Consider the following 26,840-nt stretch of genomic DNA (forward strand, 5'->3'; position numbering starts at 1 on the left):
TCACCCAAGACCCAATGTTCTTCATCAATATGATGAGACATACCCCAATACTTGCCACTGCAAGTATTATTGATGGTAGGATTTTCGTTAACGCTAAAGTTGTGGGTGCAGGATTTATTTTAAAGGAAAATTACATTGATGAAGCTTTAGTTAAGTTGAGGGAGCACTATTTGAGGGGAGAGGGTATGGATAGATTGAAGTATGCTATGGAGGGGGTTAAGTTGCTACTGGAGGTATTGTATTTTGATGATGAAGCTGAAGCATATGAAAAGGTGGATTTCACTAAGATAGCCACATTGGAATTGGCTGTAGGCAAGGGAGATTCCTCAAAACACACATGGATGAATCTTCAGAGTAATAGGGAGGCTTGCCTACTATACTATATGCCCCCAAACATAAGCTTCGAAATCCACGGTGAAGTAGAAGTGCACTTAGAAGGGAAGTATCATGAATTTGTAAATTTAGTTCACGACGCATTCCACTATACACCAACAAAAGCCAAGGCTAACAGGCCATGCTTAATATTCAATGTTAGGGAAGTTTACGATAATAGCCCAAGAGCCATGGGAATTAAAATCTCATAAAATTTATTTATTGAAAATGAAATAGTGAATTTGGTTGAACCCCATTTGATTGAGGAAAAACTTGTAAATGTTGGTAGAGTTATACATTTCTATCCACGTATAAGTGTAGCCATAGTTGAACTTACATCAAAACTATCCGTTGGAGATAGGATAGTTATTAGGGGGACTACGACAAACTTTGAACAAACAGTTGAATCCATGCAAATACAACATAAGAATGTTGAATCAGCTGAGGCAGGACAACTTATTGGATTGAAAGTTGCACAGAGGGTTAGGGAGAAGGATATCGTCTACAAAAAGGTTTCATAAAAATATCATTATTTTTTAATTTACTTTAGCTCTAAACTTTCACCTACACTTAGAATTTTCACCTTCTCACCGAAATTGTTTATTAGTGCTGCAATCATTTTAATCCCCGTGCAGTGCATTGGAACGATGTATTGGAAGTCTATCTTCTTAAGCTCACTTATAGTTCTTGAAATTCTTTCATCTGGTGCAGATTCAAGGTGGAAGCCTCCAATTATGGCTTTAAACTTCTTAGCATTAAACTCCTTCATAGCGTAATGCAATGTGTTGATTAAACCTGAATGTGCACATCCAGTCAAAACTATGAATTCACCATTTAAGTTGGCTATTAAAGCTCTATCATCAATTATATTGTCATCAACGAGTCTACCATCCTCCTCAATGAAGTACCCCTCAACCTTCTCAAAATCATTAACCCTATCAATCTCACCACTAAGGAATACTTTACCAGCAAAATCAACTGGATTCCTACATGGAACAACTATTCCACCAGCACTCTCAACATCGCTTGGCTTGAATGGTACTCCAACAACCCTAAGATCCCTCTTGGCAAACCTATTGGAGAATGTCTTCGGATGAACCAACACTGGAATCCTCCTACCAATACGCTTAACAACCTCGATCAACCCTCCAGTATGATCGTAATGTCCATGACTCAAGAAAATTGCATTAACACCACTGAAATCAAGCTTCAAAACATCCAAATTATGCTTAACAACATCCATGGAGGGGCCGCAATCAAAAACCACATTCAAACTTAAATCCTCAAATCTAAACTCTAGCAACGCACCAAAACCATGCTGAGCCCAACAACCCCTACTCCTAAGACTAACATAATTATCAGAGAAAACAGTCATCCTAAAAGCCAAACCACATCGCCAAAATAATCTAGATTTGTAATTGAATATAATGTTTTCCACCACGTTGGGAAACGCATACTAAACTATGGAAAACATGTTTCAAAGAATCCCTTAAATCAAACTGTAAAATAAGTGTTTATTGGGGGTGTAAGGGAAGTGAGGAAGCTAGCATTAATAGCCATGTTATCAATGATAATGCTCGGCATTGGATTAGCCACAGTATATGCTGGATATGCTTGGAGACAGCAGTATAAGTGGGCTTGGAATGGAAATCAAATACAGCAACCAATACAGCCATTAATGAAGGGTAAGATTAGGGGATTCACAATTGAAATCAGCGATGAATTTAAGAGCAAAGTTTTAAGCATAGCTTTAAGCGATAGTGACGTACAGAAACTAATAAGCCAAGGATACAATGTTACAGGAATAAGGCCAACTGTGAAGATGACGGTTCAAGGTGATGGGACAATAACATTAAAAGCCACTGGAGCAATAGTGACATTAAGAAATGGGAATGGTGGATTCGCCCAAGTAAACGTAGACCTAGAAAAGGGTGCAGTAACACAAATAATAATCAGAAACATAACAATAATAAAGAAGACTGGATGAAAAAAGAGCTGCAAAGAAAATACCATAAAACCCCATTTTTTTTCCATAATTGATGAGGGGTTAAGTTAATACTTTTTTACATAGCAATAAGAGTTTGATAAATGTTTTAATGTGCTTATACTCATAAGCATGACTTGGCATTAGTGTTTGGAAAAGTGGATTCCCTAGGAAAACTAGGTTACTTCCATTATTTTCTTCATCTTCTGCGCTTCCCTCTCAGCTATTTGTAGGGAGAGTTGCATTTCATATTCTATGAGCAGTTTAACCATTGGATTTTCCAAGTTTATCCTGTATAGTGTGGCTCTCCCTATCTTCCTAGATGGAATTACTAAGCCTAAATCTTCTAAGTCTTTGAAGTATTTGTAGAAGGTGATTTTACTCATCCCCAAAGCCTCAATGATCTCCTTCTTCGTAAAATCATTCAATTTATAGTCCAACAAGTAATCTAAAATCCTAAGCTTAGGAGAATTCCCAAAAGCTTTAATCAAAAGCGAATCGTACTCTCCAACCATTTCAATTAGAATTTAGCATTAAGGTATATATAATTAACTGTTTAGAGGTACTATAAGTGTACTTATGAAAAGAGAGTACACTGACCTTGAACTTAAGGCTTTGATTCTAGATTGGCTACAGAGACGCGGTAGATGGGGGGCATACTACTTCCCACTCGATACTCTGGTAAACAAGCTTTCACATGCAGTCAAAAATGATGGGAAAAGGATAAGAAGAGCTGTAAAAGAGCTTCTAAGAGATGGCTACTTATTAGCATATAAACGAGGGGAAACAATATCACTTAACCCAGCAAAATCAAGAGAAATAGCAGAATACATCAAAAGAACTTTAAAATTTGAGAATTAATATCCCCATGCTTAAAATCAAAGTCGATATATTTCCCATGTTTAATGCTTTGATTCCATCTTCAACTCCCTTACCATGTGAACTTCATTTAAAACTTAGATGAATTATTCTCAGCCTACCCCCTTCTTCAAGTGATTCCAAGAGTGTTATTACAGCTTCAACCTATTCTTGAGTTTGTATATGTGAATTCCAAAAACATTTTTATTCGGTTCTGACAAATAATTAACCAAGTATTTATGAAGATACGTGTTGGAAAGCGGGGAACTATTGTCATCCCCAAGAGCATAAGGGAAAAGCTTGGAGTTGAAGAGGGAGCTGTTTTAGAGTTGGAAGTTGTGGAGGGAGGGCTTCTCTTAAAAGTGGGGGATCTCTGGCAAGAACTCAGGAAAAGAGGGAGAAATGTAGAATTCGACGTTGATGCATTTGAGAGAGAACTTGATGAAGCTGAAGAGAATTGGCTCAAGAGGAGAAAAATTCAAAATTGAATTTTTCTTTTTCAATCAAACAAGCAAAATAGACTTATTCCTCATTTTCCTTGCAAAATCATTCGAATACATCAACTTCCTTAAACCCCTCAAGCGTTTTCATAATATTAATAAAATTGCTGAATGCTTCCTTTTCCTCATATCTTAACTAAAGCCGATCTTTCTGATCTTATCCTACGGAAATAGGCTTTGCCTACTTCTCTAATTCTTTTTCTGCAATCTTAAGAGACATTTCATTTATGATTTCATTCAATCTTTTAACCAGCGGATGCTCTATATTTATCTTGTACATTACCGCCTTACCCACTTTCCTAGAAATCTTTACTATTTCAAGCTCCTCTAAATCTTTGAAGTTCTTATAGAGGGTTTGCTTACTCATTCCCAATTCTCTTGCAAGCTCTTCCTTGCTGAAATCAAAATAGGGGTTTGTAAGGAAGATGTCAATTATCCTAATCTTTGGGGAATCTCCTAAAGCTTTTATTAGTAATGAATCCCCAAGATCCTTGTATTTAACTCCCTCACTCATATTCTCATGTTATTAGATGAATGCGTAAACATGTATATTTTTGCTCTTTTAAAGTTCTATAAACGTAATATGTTTCAAAGAACTGCAAAATGGTTAGGGTATGTCTAAAGGATTTGGTTAACGAGGCTTATGCTTTAATCCATAAAGGAGTGGATTGTTTATCTCAATCTTGCAATGACAAAGAGATTATTGAATCCATTAGAGAAGTGAGGGCTTAAAGGAAGTTAAATTTTTGGCAGTATACTTGAATATTTCTCCATTCTAATCATTTTCCCTTCTGGTTGTATTAGCCATGTCATCCAGCAAAGCTCTATTGGTCTATATCCGCATGCTAATGCTAATTCTTCAACCTTCTTAATGAATTCAATATCGTCGTTTATGGGTTCCAGGCCAGCTTTAACTAGAATTTCATTTATCACTCTCTTAACGATTTTATCTGGCATTACAGTGTCTATGCCTCCCATCATCCTGAGGTATTGGAATGTTACTAGTCCAACCCCCTTAATCCTTCCAATGGGGTCCTCCCACCAATCTTCAAGTTTAGCGTTCTTTGCCCAAGTTCTAAGGGCTTCCCTATCATTACTGCTTATGGTTGAGAGGTGGGAGGCTATTTCCTTGGCTATGAGCCACGACCTCATATTCCTCCACACCTTCCTTAACTCATCCATATCTGCCTTTGCAAGATCCCTAAGAAACCTAATCCTCCCAGTCTCAACAAACTTCTCATTGAACTCTTCAACCTTCGGGACAACAGCCGTGAAATAGTTTAAGCCAATTGATGTGAAGGCTGCATCCACAACCATCAAAATAACACATCCTCCCCACCTCTCAGTTCTAAGGCATCTCTCACAATGCTCCCTCAAACCAGAAACCTTCCCCATATAGCCATCAACTATTTCCTTTAATGAAGTCAACTCACAAACCCTCATAAACCTATTAGCATTAAAATTTCAAAAATATATTCTGTTAGAGGGAAGTTAAAGGATATGTGAAGGCTTTTATAAGGACAATATTTCTCTGATAAACATCAAATTGGAGTTGGTAGATACGTGGGGTTGTATGAGAAATTTCCTATAAAAGGATTTAATGTTCCTTTGACCAAATCATGGTTCTTATTCTGTTTCATATTATCCTTATTTATTTTGGAGAGAATAAGCTCGCTTATTTCTTGAGATTCTTCTATTCTTCCAACGCATTATTAATGGCATTCAATTGAGTGTAGAGAAGGACCTCACCTGAACAAGAAGGAATTAACATTGTGCTTAGATATTTTGAGGTGTTTAAGAATCCGTAATATGTGGTATGTATAATCATTTAGGATGTCTATTCATGTATTCTTGGAGGGCTTGAGCGAGTTGTGTTTGTTCGAGTAATTCTTTTCCAAGTTTACTTATTTGATATTTTGGGTAAACTCTACCGATCTCCCCCTTTTTACATGCAATTTTCTCGATGAGTTTAGCTTTTAGGAGGATTTCTAGGTGGTGAACTAGAGCGGAGTCTGAGGGGAGACCCATGATTTCTTTTAGTTGGGTGAATGTAAGGCTTCCTTCTCCACTTGCATATAAGATTAGGAGAATGGCTAGACGTGCTGGATTACCTATGGTCTTAAGTAGGCTTGCCCATTTCTCCAACCATTCTCCTCCACTCCTTTGTTTAATAGCCATATCCACCATCTTTAGCATCCATATACATATATAGGAAATGGGAATACGATAACTCCACGATCACCTACTTAATTTTTCCCTTAAAGCAGAGATAAGAGAAGCTAGAATACCTGCAATACCGATAAGCAATGCCGCAATTTTCATATAAATATTGTAGAGTGGTTCTCTTGTAATTAATTCGAAGTAAACAGCAAGTATGCCAAAAATTGCTGCTGCAATAGTCGCTATTAGGCAGAGAATTATTATCACATTAATTAGCACGTTAAGTAAATATGCTTTTTTACTCGCCGTATCTTGTACATCCTTTCTGTTTACTCCGAATATACTCCTCATGCATTACTCATTAAAACAAGAGAATATTTAAATTTTCTGTATAACTTTGAAAATTTTTATGAGAAAAGACTTAAATTTGAGGGAATCTTTTAACGATTAAGGCATGAGTATTAAAGTTAATATTCAAAATTTGCCACAAGAATTAAGGAGAGAAGGTTTAGAGGAGGAGCTAGCTAAGATTTGTCGAAAGAACAACATAGTGTTTATGGTCATTTTCGGTTCTTTCGCTGGGGGGGCAAAATAGGAGAAGTGATATAGATATAGATATCGAATTTGAACGAAACAGTGAGAAAAGCCTCTTGGATTTAGTTAGGATAGAAAATGAGTTGAAGAAAGTATTTAAAGTAAGGGTTGATCTTGGAATTTTAAGTAGTTTAAGTCCATATATAATAGAGGAAGTGAAAAGGTAGATGCGAGTTATTTGTGAGAAGAGATAGAGCCTACTTAAACATTCATGAAGAAATATATGCATTTATGTACTCATCTGGAATCCTACCCTCTTAACGATAGATAGCATGAATGCGTATAGTGCGTAATCAAATTTTGTGTATAGGTCTTTTCTTGATTTTGCTGTGGATAGCATTTCAAGTATGTTTTGTGGTTTTGTGGTGAGTGTTTTGTTTTTGAATTGGCAGAGCATGATCATGTTTGGGAGGTTTTCAGGTTCTTTGAAGAGGGTTGTGTAGAGGACTAATGTTTCCAGTTCAGGCAGTTTAAGCAGTTTATCAACAATTTCTCCTTCAAAGTATGCTTTTGCTTCTCTCTCCTTAATTGGGTTGAATTCGAAGGCTAAAAATAGTGTGGTTGAATCTGATAGCATGTCCCTCTCACTTTTAAACACTCTACTTACATCGCACCAGTATCTTTCAGCTCTTGGATCTAGGTGGAGGCTCCACCTAGCTCGTGTATCTGCTCTGCAAGCAGCCATTTCAGCACTATTCTTACCCTCCATCATCCCATCTCTACCACTGAACTCATATATGGCTAGATACTTTACACCTCCACTCAGTGAGATGAAGCGTCTTGCAGTAATGAGGTTTGGAACTTTTAGAAGGTCTGGGAGATGCACATTATTATACCATCTATTAAAATCCCCCTCCAACTCCGGCGTTTTAAAGTGTAATCGAACAATATATACTGGTTTCATTCCAAGAGACCTCAACATATAGTTTAAGGGGTGATTAATGTATATAAGGTTTGCAATTTCATTAAGGCATGATCATAATAACCCCCAAATGTTGAAAGGCTCAAAACTTTATGATGATCCCTTGAATCGTTAACATCATAATTACTTCAGCCTCTTCCATTGAAATTGAATATGCAAGAATCTAAGAGTAAGGAGAACATAATGTTATATGGAGCTTAAATAATCTTTGGAGGTGTAATGTTGGAGGAGTATGATTTGGCAATTGTTTTGGGATCTCAAGTTAAAAAGCGGGATAATAGGTACTTTTTAGCGCCTCATACGGAACTTAAAGCGAGAGCGGCTGGAATAGCTTATCAAAGGGGGGTTGTTAAGAAGTTTATAATTTCTGGTGGATACAACTTTGGAGTTAGATATGATTATAGCAGGATACTGGAGAATCCAAACTTTTCCTTTGAAGCTTTTGCTCTCGCAAGATGGGAGAAATCGGAAGCCCAAATAATTGCTGAATTTCTTCATGAGGAATATAATGTCCCCTTACAAGACATGCTCTTAGAAGAACTCTCATCAACCACTGAGGAAAATGTGGAATTTCTAAAAATCTTACTGAAAAGAAAAACATTTAACTTTGCAAAGAGGATTGGAGTTTTAACACTCCTCCCCCACATGGAAAGAGCATTACCACTATTCAAAAGAGCCAATTTAAATGTGAAACCAATCTTCGCCGAAGAACTATTAGTCCTCGAAAAATATGGAGTTGATAAAATCTGCGAATTTTACTCAATACCCTCAGATAAAGAAGCAGAAAGGATGAAAAGGATAGAAGAGCTAATTTCAAAATGTAAAGAATTGGCACAGCGGTTTTGTTCACTTTGATGAATATGTTGGAACCCAAAACTCCCCCTTTGATTGCCATAAAATATTATGAATATTTAGGCTTTGTTTAGAACTGGCATCACCTTAAGTGTTTAAGGAGGATGGGGAGGAGGATTTTATGGTGGGCTGCCCTCCTTTATGCTTTCTCATCTTGTAAAGTATGGCTATGGATACAAATACGCAGATCATTATTATTGAAATACCAATTACATTTGGAAACTCTATGCCTGCGGAGAATCCATACTTAACTATTTTAAATGTTATACGCATATGATCAACAACATCACCAGCAGTAAGGGAGAATTTAGGGGTAACCACACCACCAACCCTCTCAGTTATCAGATTTTCAATGTTAAATCCTGGTGGATAAGGTCTATTGGCATATGTAATCTTACCAACCCTATATTCGAATGGGAAGTCTACATTCAATATTTCAGCTTGAATATCTGGAATTACATTGAGGATGTCAGCTTTTTCATAGGATAGTAGAGTTATTTGAATCCATGTGGCATGATCAGACATTTTATGAATTTTTAAGGGGCCTGTGAAATTTAGTAATTTGAAAATGTCTAGAGTGTAGGTTTCGCCAGCTTTAAAATTAAAGTAGTTTGGGAAAGATTTTGAGAAAGTTAATTTGCATGCTTTCGTCCCAACATAAAAGCCTAGCATGAATGTGGTTCCATTGGAAATTATCCTTCTACTAACCATCGACAACAACCCCTCACTTGGAATTAAACTTAGAAATTTATCAATAATGACATCTGGATTATAATTCTTAGTGGAAAATGTGTATCTTATATTACCAATATATCCTTGAATTGGAGATTGATACTCTCGCTTAACTTTACTATTAAAATCAAAACTCACCCCAAGCCAACCCTCAACAGGTTCAACTATCTTAACTGCTTGAGCATCAGACTCAACTTCACTAATCGATTTCAAGTCCACATCCCAACATACACTAACATTACCACCAACATACAACACAACTACAAAATAGCCATTAACTAAACCACGAGCATACGGCACATCAATTGGAGGATTCTCAATATCAGAAGTTATGGTGCAATTAATACCACCATCAAACGAAACGGTAAGATTCAAGTAATCAAAATAATTCAATGAATACTGATTCGGATAAGGAAATACGCTGATAAATGTTAAGAGGATAAAGAGCAAACAAGTTTTCATCAAAAAATATTTTAAAAACAATAAAATTTAAATTTTACCGTATATATATATACGGTGAATTATAACATTGAAAAAGAAAACATTGTATTTATTGACAATTATCAGCATAATAATGCTCACAATTAAAGTTGCATATGCAACAGAGATACTCTCTATTGGAGAATTCATAGATCACATAAGTGGATACCTAGAAAAACCAGGGGATAAAGAGCCTCATAACGTGTATAAATGGGGTACCGGTCCCGGGGCAACAACAATTGAAATAGTCAACTTCTATTGGGATGATCCAAACACAGCATTAATAATACACTTAATATTTGAATGTGGAAGTGGGAGTACAAGTGAAGTGTGGGCTGGAGGACATGTATATTACAGAATACTACAACCAACACCACCATACACCACAATAACACAAATAATAGTTGAGTATGGATGGTATTATGGTGGCGAAGCTACAACTCCAAGCGTTGCTTATTGGGGTCAGTGTAACTGCTACGGTTATGATCAAATTTAAAATGCTGAATAAACTCCCAATTTTATTTTTTAATGTTTGTGGGTGTTGGTTAAAGCTTGTTTAAGTGGTGCATCGCTTCATCTTCAATATTCTAATTAAAAGTATGGGTATGGAGATGCATAACGCCACTATTAGTAGTCCAGTAATTGTTGTTAAGTTTATATTACTTAGTATATTGGAGATGTTGAATCCAACTTCAACTATCTTAAATGTTACACGCATATATTCAATGGTTTGACCAGCACGTAAAGTGTATTCACCCTCAACAACGTTATAAATTACGAAGGATGTTGGATGATCAGGATTTGCAGATTTCCCAATGCTAAATTCATAGGGGAGGTCAACTTTAACTATTTCAGCTTGAATATTGAGAGGCCCAGTGGAGGGAGGATAGGTTAGTAATTCTATTTGAATTTCACAGTAGTTGCTTGGGATCTTGATGGATCCTGTGAAATTGAGGATTTTGAAGACATCCAAGGTATAGGTTTCTCCAACTTTGAAATTGAAGTAGTTTCTGAATGCCTTTGTGAATGCTAAATGAGCATAGTTGGAGCCTCCGTAAACTGTTAAATAAAAGTAGTCTCCTGGCGATATAATCTTCTTATTCACCATGACGAAAAAGCCCTCAGAAGGGGTTAAGCTCATAAATTTATCAATTAAAACGTCTGGATTGAAGTTTTCAGCTTTAAAATCATATTCCACCCACATCAGATAACCAAGATATTGCGACGTACGTGAGCGTATCAACTTGTCAATACTACCAATTTTACATCTAAGCCAACCCTCCAAGAAATCTTTAATCTTCTGAAATTCAGCATCAGCTTCAGCCTCACCCATACCAGTCAAATCCAAAGATACCTTACCAGTCAATTCATTACCAATATTATAGGTTAGAGCAACATAATTTGATACTTTAGTTCCAACTGGAATTCGAGGAAACTCCTCAGGCAATCCAACACGATAATTAGATATCAAAACACCAACATTTCCATTAGATGTAACAATAATACGAAAAAACTCTGTTGGAGGAACCCCAGATAATGAAAAATCAAAAGCTGAAATCAGACATACTGCCATAATGATTAACGTTAATAATAATTTAGACTGCCTATACATTTCCAATACAATGATTCGAGTTAGAAAAATTTAAATTTTCCCATATATATACACGGTGAAATATAATGTTGAAAAAGAAATACATTATACCAATATTAACTATGTTAACTATATTGTTAACAGTTCACATTACTGTTGCAACTGAGTATCAACCATTAGGTGGATGGTTTTACATATGCGGCTACCTACCATCAAAAGGGAGTCAGTATGATCATAATTATGAATTTGGGGGAAAGGTAGCTACATCTATTGAAATAGCCAATTTCTTTTGGAGCGGCCCATATACTGAATTGAAAATAGAATTCTGGCTTGGACCGCCGAATAACGAAGGTAGCATACTTCAATTTGTAGACTACTATGTTGCAGGCAGTCAAGGCGGATTCATGCCATACGCATATTACCAATTGCCTGGTGTGAATTGGATAAGGGTAATATATTATCAGTATTGGGGGGAGGGAGAACCTCCATACATTACCTACATGGGCTATTGCGAATGGATATGAAATAACAATGACGGCATGCCTTAATATTCCTTCCCTTTCTTTTATTATTTTATAATTGCAGATTTTCATTGCTCTTTGAATTCAGTTGTGTTAGTGAAGTGAATTATAGACAAGGATTTCTGGGGTGCAGTGATGTTTTAAGGTTTGAAGGCTTTTTTATTTTATGTTAAAAGGGGCTTGATGGGTTAAACTGGATCTATAGCGTTTAAATCTCCAAACAATTACTGCTACTATGGAAACAGAAATCAGAACTATTAGTATTCCTGCAACATTTATGGATTCAAATTTTATTCCATAACCCTCTTCAACGATCTTAAAAGTTATACGCATATAATCAACAACATCACCAGCAGTAAGCGTGTATTTTACGGAAGTAGTATACTCGGAAATAAAAGAGTTCTCAATAGTGTATGTACGTGTGCCCATGATTCTATATTTAAACGGAAGCTCTATACTAATAATTTCAGCTTTAATACTTGTGTATATCTTTGTTGTACCAGAGCTATACAATAGAATATTTATTTCTATACGTGAACCATTTATGGATTTTTCATGAATTTTTAGTGGTCCAGGGAAATCGAAGAGTTTGAAGATGTCAAGAGTATAGGTTTCTCCAACTTTGAAGTTAAAGTAGCCTATAAACTCTTTTGCATATATGAATTTACAGTATTTTGAGCCAAAATAGAATTGCAACCAAAATTTGTCATTTTTAGAGATTACCTTTCTACTAATTAGTGACATGAATCCATTCTTTGGGAGTAAGGCTAGAAACTTATCTATAATGGCATCGGGATTGAAATTTTCACAAACAAACTCGTAGTACATGCTCCTAAGAGTGCCAAATTGTGGATGATTGAAAGTTTCTAACACCCTCTTAGTTTCCTTAAAATTCACACTCAACCAATCTTCACACAACCCCCTAATCTTATTGGCATGAACATCAGCTTCAACTTCACTCATATAATGTAAATCAATTCTAATTCCAAAAGTTATTGGATCACCAACAACATAATACAAACCATAACCACAACTTAAAACGCCGAGACCTGGTAGTGGAGGATAATAGAATGGTGCATCAACAAAGCGGCAAGTCAATTGACAAACAACATCACCATTAGCACGAACCCCAGCATACAACCAATCAAAATAATCTGGTGAGTAAATAATGGTTTGCGAACTCCACAAAGAAGAAGCATGCCAATCAACCATACACGAATAAACATAGGGCACTATAATTAAAAACTGTAAAACTATAATGAAAAGCAAAACCCAAAAATTCCGCATCAATACAAATGTTTAATTAGGAAAATTTAAAATTTATCATATATGCATTATGTGGTATAGTATTGAAAAAAGAAATACATTATACTAGTATCAACTATAACTTAATTTTAACAGTTCAAGTTACCGTTACTGAATTGAATCTCTATTTATTTGGGACTCCTTTTACGTGCTTTTCTAATTAGTATTGGTATTGATGCACATGAGGCTACAACCAATATTATTCCAATTATAGTTGTGGGTGTTAAATCTATTTTGAGAATAGCATAACCATACTCAACTATCTTGAATTTTACCTGCATATACTCAATAACATCACCTGCAGTGAGGGAGTATGTGTCATATGTGAATCCCTCTTGGCTACGGAGGATTAGACGATTTTCAATAATATAATCGAAGATTCTCTCTGCACTAGCAGAACTGCCTATCTTGTATTCAAATGGCAATTTAATTTCAATTATCTCAGCTTTGTAAGCATATGGTGGTATCCATTTATTGGTGACAGGATCCTTATAGTATAGTAAAATTATAGATACACTACTTCTATGCTCAGACTTCGGATGCGTCGTAATAGGATTAGTTATGTTTAGTAGCTTGAAAACATCTAATATGTAAGTGCTTCCAATTTTGAAATTGAAGCAATTTCTCACAACTTTACTAATCCATAACTCAGCGAAGTTGGTGGTGGAGGATATTACTAAACTTATCTTGTCTCCTGCACGTAGAAACTTCCTAGTCACTATGGACATAAACCCTTCATTAGGCTTCAATTTGAGAAAATTATCTATTACAACATCTGGATTGAAGTCTGTTACAGTACAAGTATAAGTAATTCCTCTAAAAGTTCCACCAGTAACTGGACTTTGGTAAGAATATGGGGATCTAATCATATTTTTGAACTGTATTCCCATATAATTTTCAAGGGATTTTGTTATATTGTAAAGGTAGGCTTCAGCCTCTTGCTCACCGATACCCATTAAAGACCAACCACTTTCAAAATACAATTGGTTATCGCCCACAACGTACTCAAGTCTTGCATAATAACCTGCACCAAAAACTCTGGGTAGCTTAAAAGGCAATTCAACCTCATAGAAATCAATGCCAAAACCAACATCACCAGTACAGTATACAGTTATACCAAAATGCTCTAATGGCTTCTCAAAGGTGATTTGGGAGGGATATAGGACATTCGAAATTGGAAATGCATGTAAACAATTATTTTGAATAATACCAGTAAATACGGAAGCAATCAACATTATAATTAACATCAAGTGAAAACTTCTCAACATCAAACTAATATTATTTCAAGAAAAATTTAAATTTTACCATATATATATAGTTGGTGATTACTTATTGTAAAGAAATCAATTACATACATATGCATAGTCTTATTGATTTCCACAGCTCTTTTTAATGCAGTTATAGTAGCAAGGGATGTCGAACCAGAATTTTGGGGAAGAGAAGAAGTGTATCTTGTAGGAACACTTAAGAAGCCAGGTGATGTTGATGGCAATTACACAGTTCGCTTTCCAGTAGACATCATTGAAGTATATAATTTCATGTGGACAGGTGCATATACCTTAATTGGATTTGAAATATGGTTTGGTTATAAGAGAGTATTTTCAGAAGGTTGGGGAGCTGGTGAGAATGGTGGATACATATCTTATAGGATATATCAAGCGTATCAGTGGGGTGGTGCCATGGATCACATATGCATAGTGTACTACGACTACTATCGTGGTTATCCGGAACCTCCAGTGGTTGATTTTAATGGATATGTAGCTTTTTATGGTCCTGATACTGGTGGGGAATCAGTAAATTTAAACCCATAAATTTTTAATTTTTCTTTTTTAAGTGTTATTGATGGGGTGTGTGAGGTTTTGAGGTTTGGGTTTTTAGTTTTATTTGGGTTGGTTTTGTTTTCGTTTTTGTTTGTGGGTGGTTTTGTTTATTCGGTTGCTATGGATTTGAGGTTGTGGTGTGGTGCTCCTAGTAGGGTTTGTTTTGCTGGTGATGTTTTGAGTTATGATTTTAGTGTGAGTTATGTTGGGCCTTTACCTTTTGTTGATGTGTTTTTGATGGTGGGTGATGTTCCTAGTGGTTGGGGGTTTAGGTTTGTTTATGGTGGTTATGAGGTTGATTCTGTTAGGTTGATGAATAAGACTAGTGTTAATCTTGTTTTGATGGTTTATGTTCCTGGGGATGCTGCTCCTGGATCTTATGATTTTCATGTGGTTGCATGTTATGATTATCCGCCTTATAAGAGTTATTTGAGTTTGAGGGCTACTGTTAAGCCGATGGTTGGTGGTCTTGTTTTATCTTGTTTGACTCCAGCTAAGGTTGTTGAGGCTGGTGGCACTGTTAGTTTTGATGTTAGGGTTAAGTATTATGGTGTTAGGGATGAATTTAGGTTTAGTGTTCCGGATCTCCCCAGTGGTTGGGGTGTGAGCTTCTATTATGGTTTGGATGAGATATTGCTTGTGTCTCTGAATAATGGTGATGAGGTTACAGTTAGGGTTAAGTTTAGTGTTCCTATGGATGCTAGTGTTGGGGATTACAATTTAACTTTGAAAGTGTATTCTAAGAGTGTTGGTGAATGTTTGAATTTGATGGTTAGGGTTAAGCCTTCCTCTATTGTTAGTAGGGGGTTGAAGGTTTCTGTGGATTACCCCATAGTGGATGTGGAAGCTGGGAGAACGGTATACTTCACTTTAACCATAAGGAATGTTGGTTTAATGGATGAGGTGGTTTATTTGAATTTAACTGATAAGCCTAGTGGTTGGAGCACTACGTTTAGGGTTGCAGGTAAGGTTGTTAGGGGATTATTATTGCCTGCAGGTGGGAGTGTTAATGTGGCTTTTGAAGCTACACCATCACCATACATCAATATAGGTGAGCATAGGTTTAAGGTTCAAGTGTACTCTGAGGATAAGGTGATTGTGAAGGATTTAACTTTGATTGTTAATGTTATTGGAAGTTACAGTCTATCCATAACATTCCCAGAATTTCCAGCATTATATTTCACAATAAATTCAGGTGAGAGTAAGAGTTTCACTGTAACTGTAACCAATACTGGATTTCTAAATGTGACTAACGTGTATGTGTCTGTGGATGTGCCATCAGCCATAGATTGGAGGGTTAATGTGGAGCCAAATAAAGTTTTGATGCTTAAACCCAATGATAAAGTTGATTTCAAAGTAACCATTTATGTTTCAACAATAGTTTCTGCTGGAGACTACTTCATAACTGTAAAGGCAGTTTCAGATCAAGTTTCATCAACAGCTAGGGATGTTAGGGTTAGTGTGACAAAACCGACGGAGTGGGGGTACATAGGATTCGGCATAGTTTTAGTGGCATTGGTGCTGGTTGTAATTGTTTTTAGGAGGTTTGGGAGGAGATAGGTTTGAGCGTAATAATTGAAACTGAGAATTTAACGAAGATATATCGTGTTGGTGGTAGGGAGATTAGAGCAGTTGACAATTTAAATTTGAAGGTTTATGAGGGGGATGTATTTGGATATCTAGGACCTAATGGTGCAGGTAAAACTACAACAATACTAATGCTACTTGGATTGATAATGCCCACAAGTGGTGGTGGAAGGGTTTGCGGATACGATATCATAAGGGAGTCTAGGAAGGTTAGGAGTGTAGTTGGATATGTGCCGGAGAAGTATAGCTTCTACGAGGATATGACTGCATATGATAATTTAAGGTATTTTGCAAAACTCAACGGCATCCCAGATGGGGAGATTGATGATAGAATAAAGAGGGCATTGGAGATCGTGGAGCTTCAAGATAGAGCTGGAAGTCTCGTAGCAACATTTTCACGTGGAATGAAGCAAAGACTCGCATTAGCCAACACTCTAATAAAGAATCCAAAACTAATATTCTTAGATGAACCTACAGCTGGATTAGACCCATATGCCACGGCAAGCTTCAGGGAGCTTATGAGGAAGCTGAATAGGGAATTTAAAACTACAATATTCATTTCAAGCCACATGCTACATGAAGTGAGGCAATTATGTAATAGGATTGGATTCCTAAATGAAGGTAAACTCATAGCTGTGGATACAATTGATGAATTCCTAAGAAAGGCTGGTGTAAGGATAGTTTTGGAGGTTGTGGGTGGAGGTGATGAGGTGATTAAGGTGATAGAGGGGGTTAATGGTGTAAATAGAGTTTTGAAGAGGGATGAGGGGATAGTGATTTACGCTGGAAGCGATGTTAGATTGGAAATTGTGGATTTAGTTATGAAGATGGGTTTAAAAATACTTACAGTAAAGGTTGAGCCACCCACATTGGAGGAAGTATTCTTCACAATTTATGGTGGAGGTGTAAGATGATGAGTTTAAAGACAGTTATGATGAAGGAATTCTCAGACAACGTGGTGAGCAAAAGATTCATAATACTATTCTCATTCCTCACCCTGATATCGATCATATCAGCCTTCGCATCAAGATACTATACTGGAACTTATGGGTTAACATTCTCACAGCTAATCACACTTACAAGTGCATCAATAATACCATTGATAAGTAAGATAGGCCCATTAATAGGGATAATGCTTGGCTTCGACTCAATAAGCAAGGAAATCGAGAAGGGGTCAATAATACTGCTCCTCTCATGCCCAATATACAGAGATACAATATTGAATGGTAAGATACTTGGGGGAGTATTGACAATAGCTTTAGCAATATCCACATCAATAATGGTATCCACTGGAGTGATAATGGCAGTTATTGGGATAATGCCAACCACAGATGAAGCCATTAGGCTAATAATATACTTGATAGCCTCAATAATATATATTTCAATGTACATGGCAATCTCAGTATACACATCAATAGCCACAAAAAACACTTCCATGTCACTACTAATATCCATAATAGTTTGGCTCACATTCACACAGCTAATATACAATGCTTCAAATGCAATTTCAGCATTAATACCGGAGATACTTAGTGAAACAAGGCTTAAAGTCATCACAGCAATAAGGATGCTTACACCAGACCAACACTACAACAATTTCAGCATGAACATTCTAAATGCTAAGATGGCTTTAGACCCATTTGGAATATTCCCAAGGGGGACACCGCCTGGAAGATCCCTAACCATAATTGAAAGCTTAGCAATATCATGGCCAAACCTAGCAATAATAACATCAATACTAATAGCATTCATAGCATCATCCTACATAAAATTCCTAAGAGAAGAAGTGAGATGTTAAATGGAGCCTCAAATTTACGTTTATTATGATTTCTTTAAGTGGAATTATAAAAAGTTGTGGTGTTTTTATGCGATCTCCTTTTTGAATTTATTTTTGCGGGGTTTTCTTTATTTTTGGTTTTGCAGGTTTTTCAGGTAGTATTCCTTGGGGGCGGAACATCATCACTAGTATGAGTGCTAGGGCTAGTAGTATTTGCTCAAGCCAGACAACTGAGAATGGTATGTATGCTTCAAGTGAATACTTATAGTATATTATGAGTCGTCTAAATATAATTACTGTGGCTACGCCCACTAATGCTCCAATATTATTTCCCATTCCACCAATCATAGCCATTAACCAAGGCCAGAAAGTCCAATCAGTCCTAGTATATGCAGCAGCCATTACAGTACCACAATAGAAGCTCCAAAGGGAACCTGCAATACCAGCAATCGCTGACCCCAACATCATTATCTGAATTTTAACTTTCACAACATCTTTCCCTACACATTCAGCCGTAAGTTCATTTTCTCTAACAGCCTTTATCAATCTCCCATAAGGCGATGAAACCAAATATTGAAGGAAGAGGAATATTAGTATTGAAATTGCCAGTATTAGTATTATTAGGAATTGGGATGCTATATCACCCATCCATATGAATACGTTTGGAACTGAAACCCATGTTGTTCCTCCAACGAGGGGGGTGTAATTTAACCCTATAATCCTAGCAGCTTCAGCCATGGCTATTAGAACCATCATTAAATAATCAGCTCTCAACCTTATTGCTGGATATGAAGCTATAAACCCCATAATTGCACTTATGATGATCACTAATATTATGGTTGAGAAGAATATTGCTAAGCCTTTCAACGGATCATACCTCACAACGTTGTTAATCATACTTGTAATCATGGGGTTATACATTATGTAGTCTAAATCGCTTCTCACACCACATATCCACATTCCAATTCTACCAGCCAATGCACCAGTAACATAAGCCCCAGTAGCTACGGATAAAGCTAATCCAAAGTTTGGTATACCAGTATATCCATATTGCAGGTTTAACGCTAATGTAACTATTAGGTATACGGCGAAGAATACTATGATGTCAAGTAGCCAACTTATACTTTCCATCAACCTTGCCCACCTCTAATTTTAGCCATAGCTTTTGAAGCTCTCCTTGCTTGAATATCCTCTATTAAGCCAGTTATCCCCCTTGGGAATATCAATAGCACTATACACAATATCGTTAATGGTATTAGGGATCTATATGCAGTTAACTGCGCTCCAAAAGTTTGAGCTAAGAGATATGTTCCAAATATTTCAGTTAAACCTATTATGTATGCTCCGATCATTGCACCATAAATGCTGGATATACCTCCAAGTATAGATGCCGCGAAAACGCTGGTCAATAGCATACTTCCAGTATATGGATGTCCCTGAAACCATAGAGGTAATAGTGATCCTGCAATTCCAGCTATCCCAGCAGTTAACATCCATGAAATTGTGCAAGCCAATTCCACGTTAACCCCTAAAATGGATGCTAAACTTGAATCTTCAACAACAGCTCTAAGGGATATGCCAAACCTAGTTCTCGTCAACATTAAATGGAGAAGTATTATTAAGGTTAGGAGGAAAATTGTTGAAACCACGAGGACTCCAGGCAATCCCATAAACTCAAAATCCAAGTGTCTAAATAGGAAAAGTCTTGAGTAGGCTCCAGCAATTGGATACAGATAATCCGCGTATATGTTCAATAATGCGGAAATCATTATTTGCATAGCCAAAGTTGATATGGTTAATGAAATCATAGTTCCACCAAACCTTTTCAGAGTTCTTAAAACACCATTATATATTAGGGCACCGGAGAATGCGGATATTAGGAAGGCTATGGGTACAGCCACATATGGGTTAGACTTCCAAACTTGAGCTACAGTAAACGTTATGTAAACGCCAATGCCAGCAAACTCCCCATGAGCAAAATTGGGTATTTTTGCTATTAAGTAGGTTAAAGTAAAACCGACAGTTAACATGAGTAATAGATTTGCATATACCAATGCATCTTCTATTAATGCTGGTGGAATCATAATTTCTTCACCCCAAGATAAAGTTTCCCCAACTCTGGATGCTCCAAAAGCTCTTTCGAACTACCTTCATATATAACTCTTCCAGAAACAAGTAGGTAGGCTCTATCACTCACTTCTAAAGCCTTCCTCGCTGCTTGCTCCACCAACAGTATTGTTAACTTAGACTGCTCTCTCAACTCAATAATTTTATTTAAAACTTCAGTGGCTATCTTTGGTGCAAGATTACCAGTAGGCTCATCAAGCATTATAAATTTGGATTTCATTATAAGTGCCATAGCCATTGAAAGCATTTGCCTCTCACCACCACTAAGAGTTTTAACCTTCCTATCTAGGCAAGCTTTAAGGAATGGGAAAACGTTTAACGCATATTCCAATCTATCATTAAACTCACTCTTATCCAGAGTTAAACCAGCCATTATTAGATTCTCCTTAACAGTTAAATTTGTAAAGACGTTTCCAATTTGTGGTATGTATGCTAATCCAAGTCTTGCCTTCTCATCAGGTCTAAGTTTAGTAATATCTTTACCATCAAAAATTATTCTACCACCATATATTGTTGTAAGCCCCATTATAGTCTTCAATAATGTACTCTTACCACTACCATTAGGGCCAAGTATAGTAACTATCTCATTACTGTTAACTTTGAGGTTAACATCATATAGTATGTGTAGCTTACCATAACCAGCATTAAGGTTCTCAACTTCTATCATACAACACCACCAAGATAAGCTTCAATAACCTTTTCATCATTAAATACCTTTTCGGGACTACCTTGCGAAATTATTTTACCCATATGCATTGCATAAACATAATCCACATAATCCAACGCTATATCTAACCTATGTTCAACAATGAGTAAGGTTACTCCAAGCTCATCTTTAATCTTCCTTAAATTCTGGAATATTTTATGGGCTAAAACTGGATTCACACTCCCAGCAGGTTCATCCATAACTATCATCTTTGGATCAGCCATTAAAGCTCTACCAATCTCAAGAAGCTTCAATTGACCACCACTCAATGTGAAGGCAAGCTTATCATAAGAATCTGAAAGTTCAAGTAGGTCAAGAATCTTAAAAGCTTTATCCAAAGCTTCACTTTCACTTCTAACCCAAGAATTCTTGAAAATGCATTTAAAAATGCTCTCACCAGGATTACCCTGATATGCCAATAATAGATTCTCTAGAACAGTTAACTTGTATAGTGGAGAAGGTATCTGGAATGTTGGAACTAAACCCATTTTAACCCTCTCATGAGGCTTCCTCCCAGTAATATCCACATTATTATATATCACCTTGCCATACTCAGGCTTATAAACTCCAACAATACAATTGAGTAATGTCGTTTTACCACTACCATTTGGGCCTACTAACAATGTTATTTTCCCCTTCTCAACAATCATAGATACATTGTCAACAGCTCTAAACTCCCCAAACTTCTTAGTTAAATCTTTAACTTCAAGCATAACTTCCATATCAAACCCGCCTCCCTCTAAACACATAAAAAATTTTAATGTTGTTTAATGGAGTTTGTAGTTGGCATCATTGACAATTACGTGGTATTCTCCAGCACTAGAAGATCCAAGTGTTGGTTTTAAGAACCACTTTATAGCTCCAGTAGTGGCACTATATGATCCAATTATAGCCCATGCTAGCCTCTCTCCACCAACAGTTACATTGTAGTAATAAACGAAAGTTGCATATTTAGTTTCACTCTCTTTTATAACAGCCCAGAGATCATAATCCATAATTGCCCTATCACCATTCTCATCCAACAGGCACCATCCACTAGCACCAAAATATCTAGCAGCAACATCAGGTAGTATCTTCTTAAGGACTGTGGTATCTGTGGTGGCAGCTTCAAGAATAGCCTTAGCAACAAGCCATATGCTATCATAAAGGCATATGGAGTATGTTCCTGGAACATATCCCACTTTTGCCCTATGCTTCTCTGCAAAATTCATTCTAAGCGTGGAATTTGTGGTGGTGGCATATGTGCATATATGCCTAACGATAAACGCGTATTGCCCAGCTTCCTCCACCAATCTATCACTCCATACATGTCCATCAGAGCCAAACCATAATACTGACATTAATGCTGGATAATCCTTAGCTTGTGATTGTATTACTGCAGCTTCATCAAATGCTAAGAGTAGGAATCCAACTTTATCCTTACCATAAGTCTTAATTGCACCATCAATCTTAGATGCTAAAACAGCCAGTTCAGCTGAAAACTCTGTTTTCTCAGGATCGTATCTAACCCTCTCAATAATCGTACCCCCAAGCTTCTTGAAGTTTTCCTCTACAACAGCATATAACCCATCACCCCAAGTATCAGCTCTCTGCAAAACCGCTATTGCTTTCACACCATAATCAACAATTATTTTAGGTATTATAACACCCTGCACAGTATCAGGGGTTGGTAATCTAAAGACGAAGTCATCTGCTATACGTAGTAGTGGTGAAGTTGAACCATCACTTACAACTAGAATCTTGTTTGCCTGTATATAATCATAGCATGCCCTTATATGGCTGCTAAACCTCCAACCAACAACTATCCTTATGCCCTTAGCATATAGGCTTTGAAGCTTCTCGAGAGCTTTTGTAGCCGATCCCTCAGCGTTCTCAATATAAGCTTTAAATGTTATTGGCAATCCAAGAGCTTTAACATAATTGTTTACTTCTTCTATGGCTATTTCAACAGTAGCTTTTTCAGTTTCCATATACCCCGTATCTGCTACCAAAACTCCTATTGGTATTTCACCCTTCAATGGGTAAACGGGTTTTTCAACAATCCTCTCCTCAATTTTTGGAGGAGCCATATAATACCCAATTGGATATCCTATGACTACCCCAACAACAAGCAACACTATAAATAATATTGGAGTTGTTTTTGCACTTTGCATATAGTACCAATAAATACTAGTAGGTGATAAACACAATTTAAAGCTTACGTTATATATGTAGCAAAATTTTCTATCATTTTAACTTTATGTTATGTAAAACTTAATCATTACATAAGTTTTAATATTCCATTGGCTACTATAAATTCCCAGTGTTTTGTATGTTTAGTGATGATGTGTTGTTGATGGTTTTGTTGGTTTTCATGTTTGGTGCCTCTTATTTGTTGCATTTCTTGTTGGATAGGTTTCATTTGCCCAGTTTGCTTGCCCCTCTACTTGTTGGTTTAGTGTTTAGGTTTATTCCACAATTTTCTTGGGTTGGAAAGTATGCTTCTAGTGGTGAGCTTGGCTTCCTCTCCAGTTTGGGTATTATGCTCTTGATATTTCTTGTGGGTGTGAGGGTTGATGTTAATGAGTTTAAGAGGCAGTCTTTAAATATGGTTTCCATAGCCATATTGAATATACTTTTCTCAACTTTGATTGGTATGCTTGTGCTCTTATATTATGGTTATTCATTGTTGATTTCAGCTTTGATATCTAGTGCTCTTGCAACTGTGGCTGAGGCTACAATTGCACCTATACTTGATGAGCTTGATGTTATTAGGAGTAGGAGTGCCAATTTGATTTTGGGTCCTGGGATTTTGGATGATGTTTTGGAGATTGCCACTGCATCCATAGCTTCAGTTATGGTTGGGAGTATGGGGACCTTCAACCCATCCATGATATTATTAGGCATATTTGTATTGCTTATTCTTGCCATCATATTTCATAGGTTAATCCTCCCAACACTTGCATCCCTTGAGGTTGAAGCTAGAGCGTATAGTTTAACTATGCTTATGATTCTTGTGGCATTGACATTCACTTTAATCTCTGAATATTTTAGTCTTGGAATACTTCTTGGGGCTGTGACTGCAGGTATAGTTTTCCAGAAGTTTATATCGAAGTCTGGTGGTGAATGTGTTAAACTGCTTAGAGCTCTAGCCTATGGGTTTCTGGGGCCAATATTCTTCTTCACCATAGGTTTAAGCATAACCCCTGAAAGCATAGTTAAGAGTGCCATGCTAACCTTATGGCTTGTATTGGCTAATTTTGCTGGTAAGTTTGCTTCAACGATCATTGTGGGGATTTATGCTAAGATGAATTGGAAGGAGATTGTGGTTGTGGGTATGGGTTTGAGTGCAAAATTCTCCATGGGCATAATACCTGCACAAATACTATATTCAGCTGGTTTAATCGATGAAGCATTATTCACATCATTTGTTGGAGTCTCCGCAATAACCACGATGACCATACCCTTCACATTATCATACATTGTGAAGAGGTGGAGGGAGGATATAATTAACCCTTAATATGGTATTGGTATTCTAGGCGTAGTTTACCAGACCTTAGAACCCAGTGGAACTTCATCCTCAACTGTTATGAGGTGAACCTTTCCATCAGCCTCCTCAGCAACTATTAGCATGGCTTGACTCTCCACACCAGCAATATTCTTGGGCTTTAGGTTAACGACGAAAATCATCTTCTTACCCATGAGATCTTCTGGTTGATATTGATCTCCTATACCTGCCACTACAATTCTGGATTCATCGCCGAAATCCACTGAAAGTTTTATTAGCTTCCTAGTTCTCGGAATCCTCTCAGCATTCTTGACAAGTCCAACCCTCATCCTAAACTTCCAGAATTCTTCAACATCAAACAATTCATGTGTGGACAATGCTATTCACCATTAAAAATTTAATGTTTATTTAATAGATAACGTTTCCCATTCAATTGATGTTAGCCTACCTCTTCAACCATTATTGGAACTTTAACTCTCCTATAACCGTAACCTTGCCTATAAATCTCCAATTCCACGTAACCTTGCATTATGGAGTCTTCCACAGCCCTCCTAAGCTCCCTAACGTCCGAAACCTCTTTACCAGCAATCTTAGTTATGATGTCTCCAGGTGCAATTCTAGCTTCATAGGCTGGTGTTCCCGGGATAACTCTAACTATTAGTAGTCCACGCTTGAGTGGTAGTCTGTAGGCTGAGGCCACTTGGGGGGTTATGGATGCAGCGTAAACCCCTATCATAGCTCTAACGGGTCTACCATAAGCTTCAATCATTTCCAAAACTCTCTTAACAGTGTTTATTGGTATTGCGAAGCCAACTCCTTGAGCATATGGGATTATTGCTGTAACCATCCCCACAACCATCCCATCAACGTTGACGAGGGGGCCTCCACTATTACCTGGATTTATAGCTGCATCAGTCTGTATTAAGTCTTCCAATGCAACATCCTCGCCAACAATATTCCTACCAACAGCGCTAACCACACCCATGGTTACTGTGGGTCCAGGTAAACCTAGAGGGCTACCCACAGCGAAAACTATTTCACCAACCCTAAGCTGATCTGAATCCCCTAAGGATAGCGGTTTAATACCTTTTGGGACATCCTCAACGCTAACTAAAGCCACATCCCTATAAGTATCCGCTATTAAAACTTTACCATCAAACCTAGATCCATCAAAGAATATTACATCCACAACCCTTGCATCGGAAACTACATGTGCATTGGTTACAATTATGTTTTCACCTATTAAGAAGCCTGAACCAAGCCCCCTAATTGGAACGGTACCAAAAATGCTTTCAAAACCAAGTTTAACAGTGGTTATCGTTACAACACCCCTTGAAACTTCATTCACAACTTTAATCACATGTTCATTGAAATCCTTTAGCGGAGTAGCCATAAAACCACTGTAATATACTTTGAAGAGATTCGATATAAACCTATTTCAATGGGAATCTCTGAATGAACTTATCACCATCACCTGAAAGCCTATACCTATAACCATTCAACTCTAGGTAATTGTTATCCCTAGCATTGGCTTCAATAAGCCTCTGCTTCAATTCCGGGAAATCATCTGAGAAAGCCCACTCCCCAACACCACTCTTAAATGGATGCCACTTATGAACATTCAATGAAGCTTCAAGGAATCTAAGCCTATCCTGAAGCATATCAATTATCTGCCTAAGCTCCTTAATCTGAGCTTCAAGCATAACCCTCTCCAAATCTATGGATTCCCCATCCCTCTCCAAGACGCATCAAAATAAATATACATAAATCATATAATAAATGTCTCGGTGTAAGGTTTGAAGGCAATGATTTTAATGGAGCAAAAGCCAATAGAGGAAGCACCACTAAAAATGGTGGATTTGGAAGTGCCAACCCCATCCAAGGATGAAGTGCTATTAAAGGTGAAGTGTTGTGGAGTGTGCAGAACAGACCTACACATAGTTGAAGGGGAATTGAAAGCCGTAAAACTCCCAATAATAATTGGACATCAAGTTATAGGTGAAGTTGTGGATGTGGGGTCTGAGGGAAATTCCCATTTAATGGGGAAGGTTTTCGGAGTTCCATGGCTATACTGGAGTTGTGGAAAATGCAAGTACTGCATAAATGGAAATGAAAACCTATGCATAAACGCATTGTTCACTGGATATAGTGTGGATGGTGGATATGCAGAATACATGAAGGCTAAAGTGGATTATATACATGAAATTCCATTGGGCATGGACCCAATACAAGCAGCACCACTACTATGTGGTGGAGCCATAGGGTATAGGGCATTTAAAATGGCGAAGATTAAGGGGGGAGATAAACTTGGACTATTTGGGTTTGGATCATCAGCACACATGATAATACAAGTGGCAAACAGTATTGGTGTGGAAACATATGTATTCACAAGATCTAAGAGTTCACAAGAACTAGCCATAAGCTTGGGAGCTAAGTGGGCTGGAAATCCAGGGGAGAATATATCC

At 37.1% G+C, this 26,840-nt stretch carries 34 protein-coding genes; 15 read left to right on the top strand and 19 right to left on the bottom strand.

Annotation, left to right across the window (positions count from 1 at the left end; genetic code table 11):
• On the top strand, positions 1–584 hold a 584-nt coding region (locus MRT15_RS03140), incomplete at its 5' end, for a hypothetical protein (protein ID WP_304327836.1).
• A 30-nt stretch (positions 585–614) separates the two neighbouring features.
• Complete coding sequence (locus MRT15_RS03145; protein ID WP_304327838.1) at positions 615–893, top strand: hypothetical protein; 279 nt, start codon at positions 615–617, stop codon at positions 891–893.
• A 20-nt stretch (positions 894–913) separates the two neighbouring features.
• Here the strand turns inward: MRT15_RS03145 and MRT15_RS03150 are convergent, their stop codons facing one another.
• A complete protein-coding gene (locus tag MRT15_RS03150) occupies positions 914–1,759 on the bottom strand; it encodes an MBL fold metallo-hydrolase (RefSeq protein ID WP_304327840.1) in 846 nt (281 codons plus the stop codon).
• A gap of 147 nt (positions 1,760–1,906) precedes the next feature.
• Between MRT15_RS03150 and MRT15_RS03155 the strand changes: the two genes are divergently transcribed.
• A complete protein-coding gene (locus MRT15_RS03155) occupies positions 1,907–2,359 on the top strand; it encodes a hypothetical protein (protein ID WP_304327842.1) in 453 nt (150 codons plus the stop codon).
• 173 nt (positions 2,360–2,532) lie between these two features.
• On the opposite strand, the gene MRT15_RS03160 is transcribed toward MRT15_RS03155, so the two are convergent.
• Positions 2,533–2,847: a winged helix-turn-helix domain-containing protein gene (locus MRT15_RS03160; protein WP_304327844.1), complete on the bottom strand. Its 315-nt coding sequence runs from the start codon at positions 2,845–2,847 to the stop codon at positions 2,533–2,535.
• Between the two features lie 88 nt (positions 2,848–2,935).
• Between MRT15_RS03160 and MRT15_RS03165 the strand changes: the two genes are divergently transcribed.
• Positions 2,936–3,217 (top strand): hypothetical protein, encoded by a 282-nt coding sequence (locus MRT15_RS03165; protein WP_304327846.1) that lies wholly within the window; start codon positions 2,936–2,938, stop codon positions 3,215–3,217.
• Between the two features lie 236 nt (positions 3,218–3,453).
• Positions 3,454–3,702 (top strand): AbrB/MazE/SpoVT family DNA-binding domain-containing protein, encoded by a 249-nt coding sequence (locus MRT15_RS03170; RefSeq protein ID WP_304327848.1) that lies wholly within the window; start codon positions 3,454–3,456, stop codon positions 3,700–3,702.
• 193 nt (positions 3,703–3,895) lie between these two features.
• Here the strand turns inward: MRT15_RS03170 and MRT15_RS03175 are convergent, their stop codons facing one another.
• From MRT15_RS03175 to MRT15_RS03190, 4 genes are all read right to left on the bottom strand, one after another.
• A complete protein-coding gene (locus tag MRT15_RS03175; protein WP_304327850.1) occupies positions 3,896–4,228 on the bottom strand; it encodes a winged helix-turn-helix domain-containing protein in 333 nt (110 codons plus the stop codon).
• A gap of 224 nt (positions 4,229–4,452) precedes the next feature.
• On the bottom strand, positions 4,453–5,142 hold the full coding sequence (locus tag MRT15_RS03180) for a hypothetical protein (RefSeq protein WP_304327852.1): 690 nt from the start codon (positions 5,140–5,142) through the stop codon (positions 4,453–4,455).
• A 396-nt stretch (positions 5,143–5,538) separates the two neighbouring features.
• A complete protein-coding gene (locus MRT15_RS03185; RefSeq protein ID WP_304327854.1) occupies positions 5,539–5,892 on the bottom strand; it encodes a helix-turn-helix transcriptional regulator in 354 nt (117 codons plus the stop codon).
• Between the two features lie 60 nt (positions 5,893–5,952).
• A complete protein-coding gene (locus MRT15_RS03190; protein ID WP_304327856.1) occupies positions 5,953–6,225 on the bottom strand; it encodes a hypothetical protein in 273 nt (90 codons plus the stop codon).
• Between the two features lie 266 nt (positions 6,226–6,491).
• Between MRT15_RS03190 and MRT15_RS12535 the strand changes: the two genes are divergently transcribed.
• Positions 6,492–6,635 carry a hypothetical protein gene (locus MRT15_RS12535; protein WP_369684944.1) on the top strand — a complete coding sequence of 48 codons (144 nt, stop codon included), beginning with the start codon at positions 6,492–6,494 and terminating at the stop codon, positions 6,633–6,635.
• Between the two features lie 62 nt (positions 6,636–6,697).
• Here MRT15_RS12535 and MRT15_RS03195 read toward each other — a convergent pair whose 3' ends face one another.
• Positions 6,698–7,372 carry a DUF4286 family protein gene (locus tag MRT15_RS03195; protein WP_304327858.1) on the bottom strand — a complete coding sequence of 225 codons (675 nt, stop codon included), beginning with the start codon at positions 7,370–7,372 and terminating at the stop codon, positions 6,698–6,700.
• 237 nt (positions 7,373–7,609) lie between these two features.
• Between MRT15_RS03195 and MRT15_RS03200 the strand changes: the two genes are divergently transcribed.
• Complete coding sequence (locus MRT15_RS03200) at positions 7,610–8,245, top strand: YdcF family protein (protein WP_304327860.1); 636 nt, start codon at positions 7,610–7,612, stop codon at positions 8,243–8,245.
• Positions 8,246–8,329: 84 nt separating this feature from the next.
• Here MRT15_RS03200 and MRT15_RS03205 read toward each other — a convergent pair whose 3' ends face one another.
• Positions 8,330–9,349 carry a hypothetical protein gene (locus MRT15_RS03205; protein ID WP_304327862.1) on the bottom strand — a complete coding sequence of 340 codons (1,020 nt, stop codon included), beginning with the start codon at positions 9,347–9,349 and terminating at the stop codon, positions 8,330–8,332.
• 154 nt (positions 9,350–9,503) lie between these two features.
• Here MRT15_RS03205 and MRT15_RS03210 point away from each other — a divergent pair, with 154 nt between their 5' ends.
• Positions 9,504–9,950, top strand: a complete 447-nt coding sequence (locus tag MRT15_RS03210) for a hypothetical protein (protein WP_304327864.1) — start codon at positions 9,504–9,506, stop codon at positions 9,948–9,950.
• 60 nt (positions 9,951–10,010) lie between these two features.
• Here the strand turns inward: MRT15_RS03210 and MRT15_RS03215 are convergent, their stop codons facing one another.
• Complete coding sequence (locus MRT15_RS03215; protein ID WP_304327866.1) at positions 10,011–10,925, bottom strand: hypothetical protein; 915 nt, start codon at positions 10,923–10,925, stop codon at positions 10,011–10,013.
• A 206-nt stretch (positions 10,926–11,131) separates the two neighbouring features.
• Between MRT15_RS03215 and MRT15_RS03220 the strand changes: the two genes are divergently transcribed.
• A complete protein-coding gene (locus MRT15_RS03220) occupies positions 11,132–11,569 on the top strand; it encodes a hypothetical protein (RefSeq protein WP_304327868.1) in 438 nt (145 codons plus the stop codon).
• Positions 11,570–11,725: 156 nt separating this feature from the next.
• On the opposite strand, the gene MRT15_RS03225 is transcribed toward MRT15_RS03220, so the two are convergent.
• Both MRT15_RS03225 and MRT15_RS03230 read right to left on the bottom strand, forming a co-directional pair.
• Positions 11,726–12,778 (bottom strand): hypothetical protein, encoded by a 1,053-nt coding sequence (locus MRT15_RS03225; RefSeq protein WP_304327870.1) that lies wholly within the window; start codon positions 12,776–12,778, stop codon positions 11,726–11,728.
• 221 nt (positions 12,779–12,999) lie between these two features.
• On the bottom strand, positions 13,000–14,106 hold the full coding sequence (locus MRT15_RS03230; protein WP_304327871.1) for a hypothetical protein: 1,107 nt from the start codon (positions 14,104–14,106) through the stop codon (positions 13,000–13,002).
• Positions 14,107–14,241: 135 nt separating this feature from the next.
• Here MRT15_RS03230 and MRT15_RS03235 point away from each other — a divergent pair, with 135 nt between their 5' ends.
• The 4 genes from MRT15_RS03235 to MRT15_RS03250 all read left to right on the top strand — a co-directional run bounded on the left by MRT15_RS03235 (position 14,242) and on the right by MRT15_RS03250 (position 18,076).
• Positions 14,242–14,682 carry a hypothetical protein gene (locus tag MRT15_RS03235; RefSeq protein ID WP_304327873.1) on the top strand — a complete coding sequence of 147 codons (441 nt, stop codon included), beginning with the start codon at positions 14,242–14,244 and terminating at the stop codon, positions 14,680–14,682.
• A 129-nt stretch (positions 14,683–14,811) separates the two neighbouring features.
• The gene (locus MRT15_RS03240) at positions 14,812–16,251 is read left to right on the top strand and encodes an NEW3 domain-containing protein (protein WP_304327875.1); all 1,440 of its coding nucleotides are present in this window, start codon (positions 14,812–14,814) and stop codon (positions 16,249–16,251) included.
• A gap of 2 nt (positions 16,252–16,253) precedes the next feature.
• Positions 16,254–17,192, top strand: a complete 939-nt coding sequence (locus MRT15_RS03245; protein ID WP_304327876.1) for an ABC transporter ATP-binding protein — start codon at positions 16,254–16,256, stop codon at positions 17,190–17,192.
• The gene (locus MRT15_RS03250; RefSeq protein ID WP_304327879.1) at positions 17,189–18,076 is read left to right on the top strand and encodes an ABC transporter permease; all 888 of its coding nucleotides are present in this window, start codon (positions 17,189–17,191) and stop codon (positions 18,074–18,076) included. Before MRT15_RS03245 ends, MRT15_RS03250 begins: the two co-directional genes overlap by 4 nt.
• Positions 18,077–18,163: 87 nt before the next feature.
• Here MRT15_RS03250 and MRT15_RS03255 read toward each other — a convergent pair whose 3' ends face one another.
• The 5 genes from MRT15_RS03255 to MRT15_RS03275 are packed head-to-tail and all read right to left on the bottom strand — an operon-like array spanning position 18,164 to position 23,041.
• Positions 18,164–19,186, bottom strand: a complete 1,023-nt coding sequence (locus MRT15_RS03255; RefSeq protein WP_304327891.1) for a branched-chain amino acid ABC transporter permease — start codon at positions 19,184–19,186, stop codon at positions 18,164–18,166.
• Positions 19,186–20,139, bottom strand: coding sequence for a branched-chain amino acid ABC transporter permease (locus MRT15_RS03260; RefSeq protein ID WP_304327881.1), 954 nt, complete (start codon positions 20,137–20,139; stop codon positions 19,186–19,188). The genes MRT15_RS03255 and MRT15_RS03260 overlap by 1 nt, the downstream gene beginning before the upstream one ends.
• On the bottom strand, positions 20,136–20,849 hold the full coding sequence (locus MRT15_RS03265) for an ABC transporter ATP-binding protein (protein WP_304327882.1): 714 nt from the start codon (positions 20,847–20,849) through the stop codon (positions 20,136–20,138). Before MRT15_RS03265 ends, MRT15_RS03260 begins: the two co-directional genes overlap by 4 nt.
• Positions 20,846–21,610, bottom strand: a complete 765-nt coding sequence (locus tag MRT15_RS03270; protein WP_304327884.1) for an ABC transporter ATP-binding protein — start codon at positions 21,608–21,610, stop codon at positions 20,846–20,848. Before MRT15_RS03270 ends, MRT15_RS03265 begins: the two co-directional genes overlap by 4 nt.
• Positions 21,611–21,655: 45 nt before the next feature.
• A complete protein-coding gene (locus tag MRT15_RS03275; protein ID WP_304327886.1) occupies positions 21,656–23,041 on the bottom strand; it encodes an ABC transporter substrate-binding protein in 1,386 nt (461 codons plus the stop codon).
• A 182-nt stretch (positions 23,042–23,223) separates the two neighbouring features.
• Between MRT15_RS03275 and MRT15_RS03280 the strand changes: the two genes are divergently transcribed.
• Positions 23,224–24,387 carry a cation:proton antiporter gene (locus MRT15_RS03280; protein WP_304327892.1) on the top strand — a complete coding sequence of 388 codons (1,164 nt, stop codon included), beginning with the start codon at positions 23,224–23,226 and terminating at the stop codon, positions 24,385–24,387.
• 26 nt (positions 24,388–24,413) lie between these two features.
• On the opposite strand, the gene MRT15_RS03285 is transcribed toward MRT15_RS03280, so the two are convergent.
• From MRT15_RS03285 to MRT15_RS03295, 3 genes are all read right to left on the bottom strand, one after another.
• Positions 24,414–24,704 (bottom strand): methionine--tRNA ligase subunit beta, encoded by a 291-nt coding sequence (locus MRT15_RS03285; protein ID WP_369684945.1) that lies wholly within the window; start codon positions 24,702–24,704, stop codon positions 24,414–24,416.
• Between the two features lie 110 nt (positions 24,705–24,814).
• Positions 24,815–25,768: a S1C family serine protease gene (locus MRT15_RS03290; protein WP_304327889.1), complete on the bottom strand. Its 954-nt coding sequence runs from the start codon at positions 25,766–25,768 to the stop codon at positions 24,815–24,817.
• Between the two features lie 40 nt (positions 25,769–25,808).
• A complete protein-coding gene (locus MRT15_RS03295; RefSeq protein WP_304327890.1) occupies positions 25,809–26,117 on the bottom strand; it encodes a hypothetical protein in 309 nt (102 codons plus the stop codon).
• Between the two features lie 63 nt (positions 26,118–26,180).
• Here MRT15_RS03295 and MRT15_RS03300 point away from each other — a divergent pair.
• A partial coding sequence (locus MRT15_RS03300; RefSeq protein ID WP_304327893.1) for an alcohol dehydrogenase catalytic domain-containing protein occupies positions 26,181–26,840 on the top strand: 660 nt, incomplete at its 3' end.

Source organism: Candidatus Culexarchaeum yellowstonense (genome assembly GCF_024707025.1).
GTDB lineage: Archaea > Thermoproteota > Methanomethylicia > Culexarchaeales > Culexarchaeaceae > Culexarchaeum.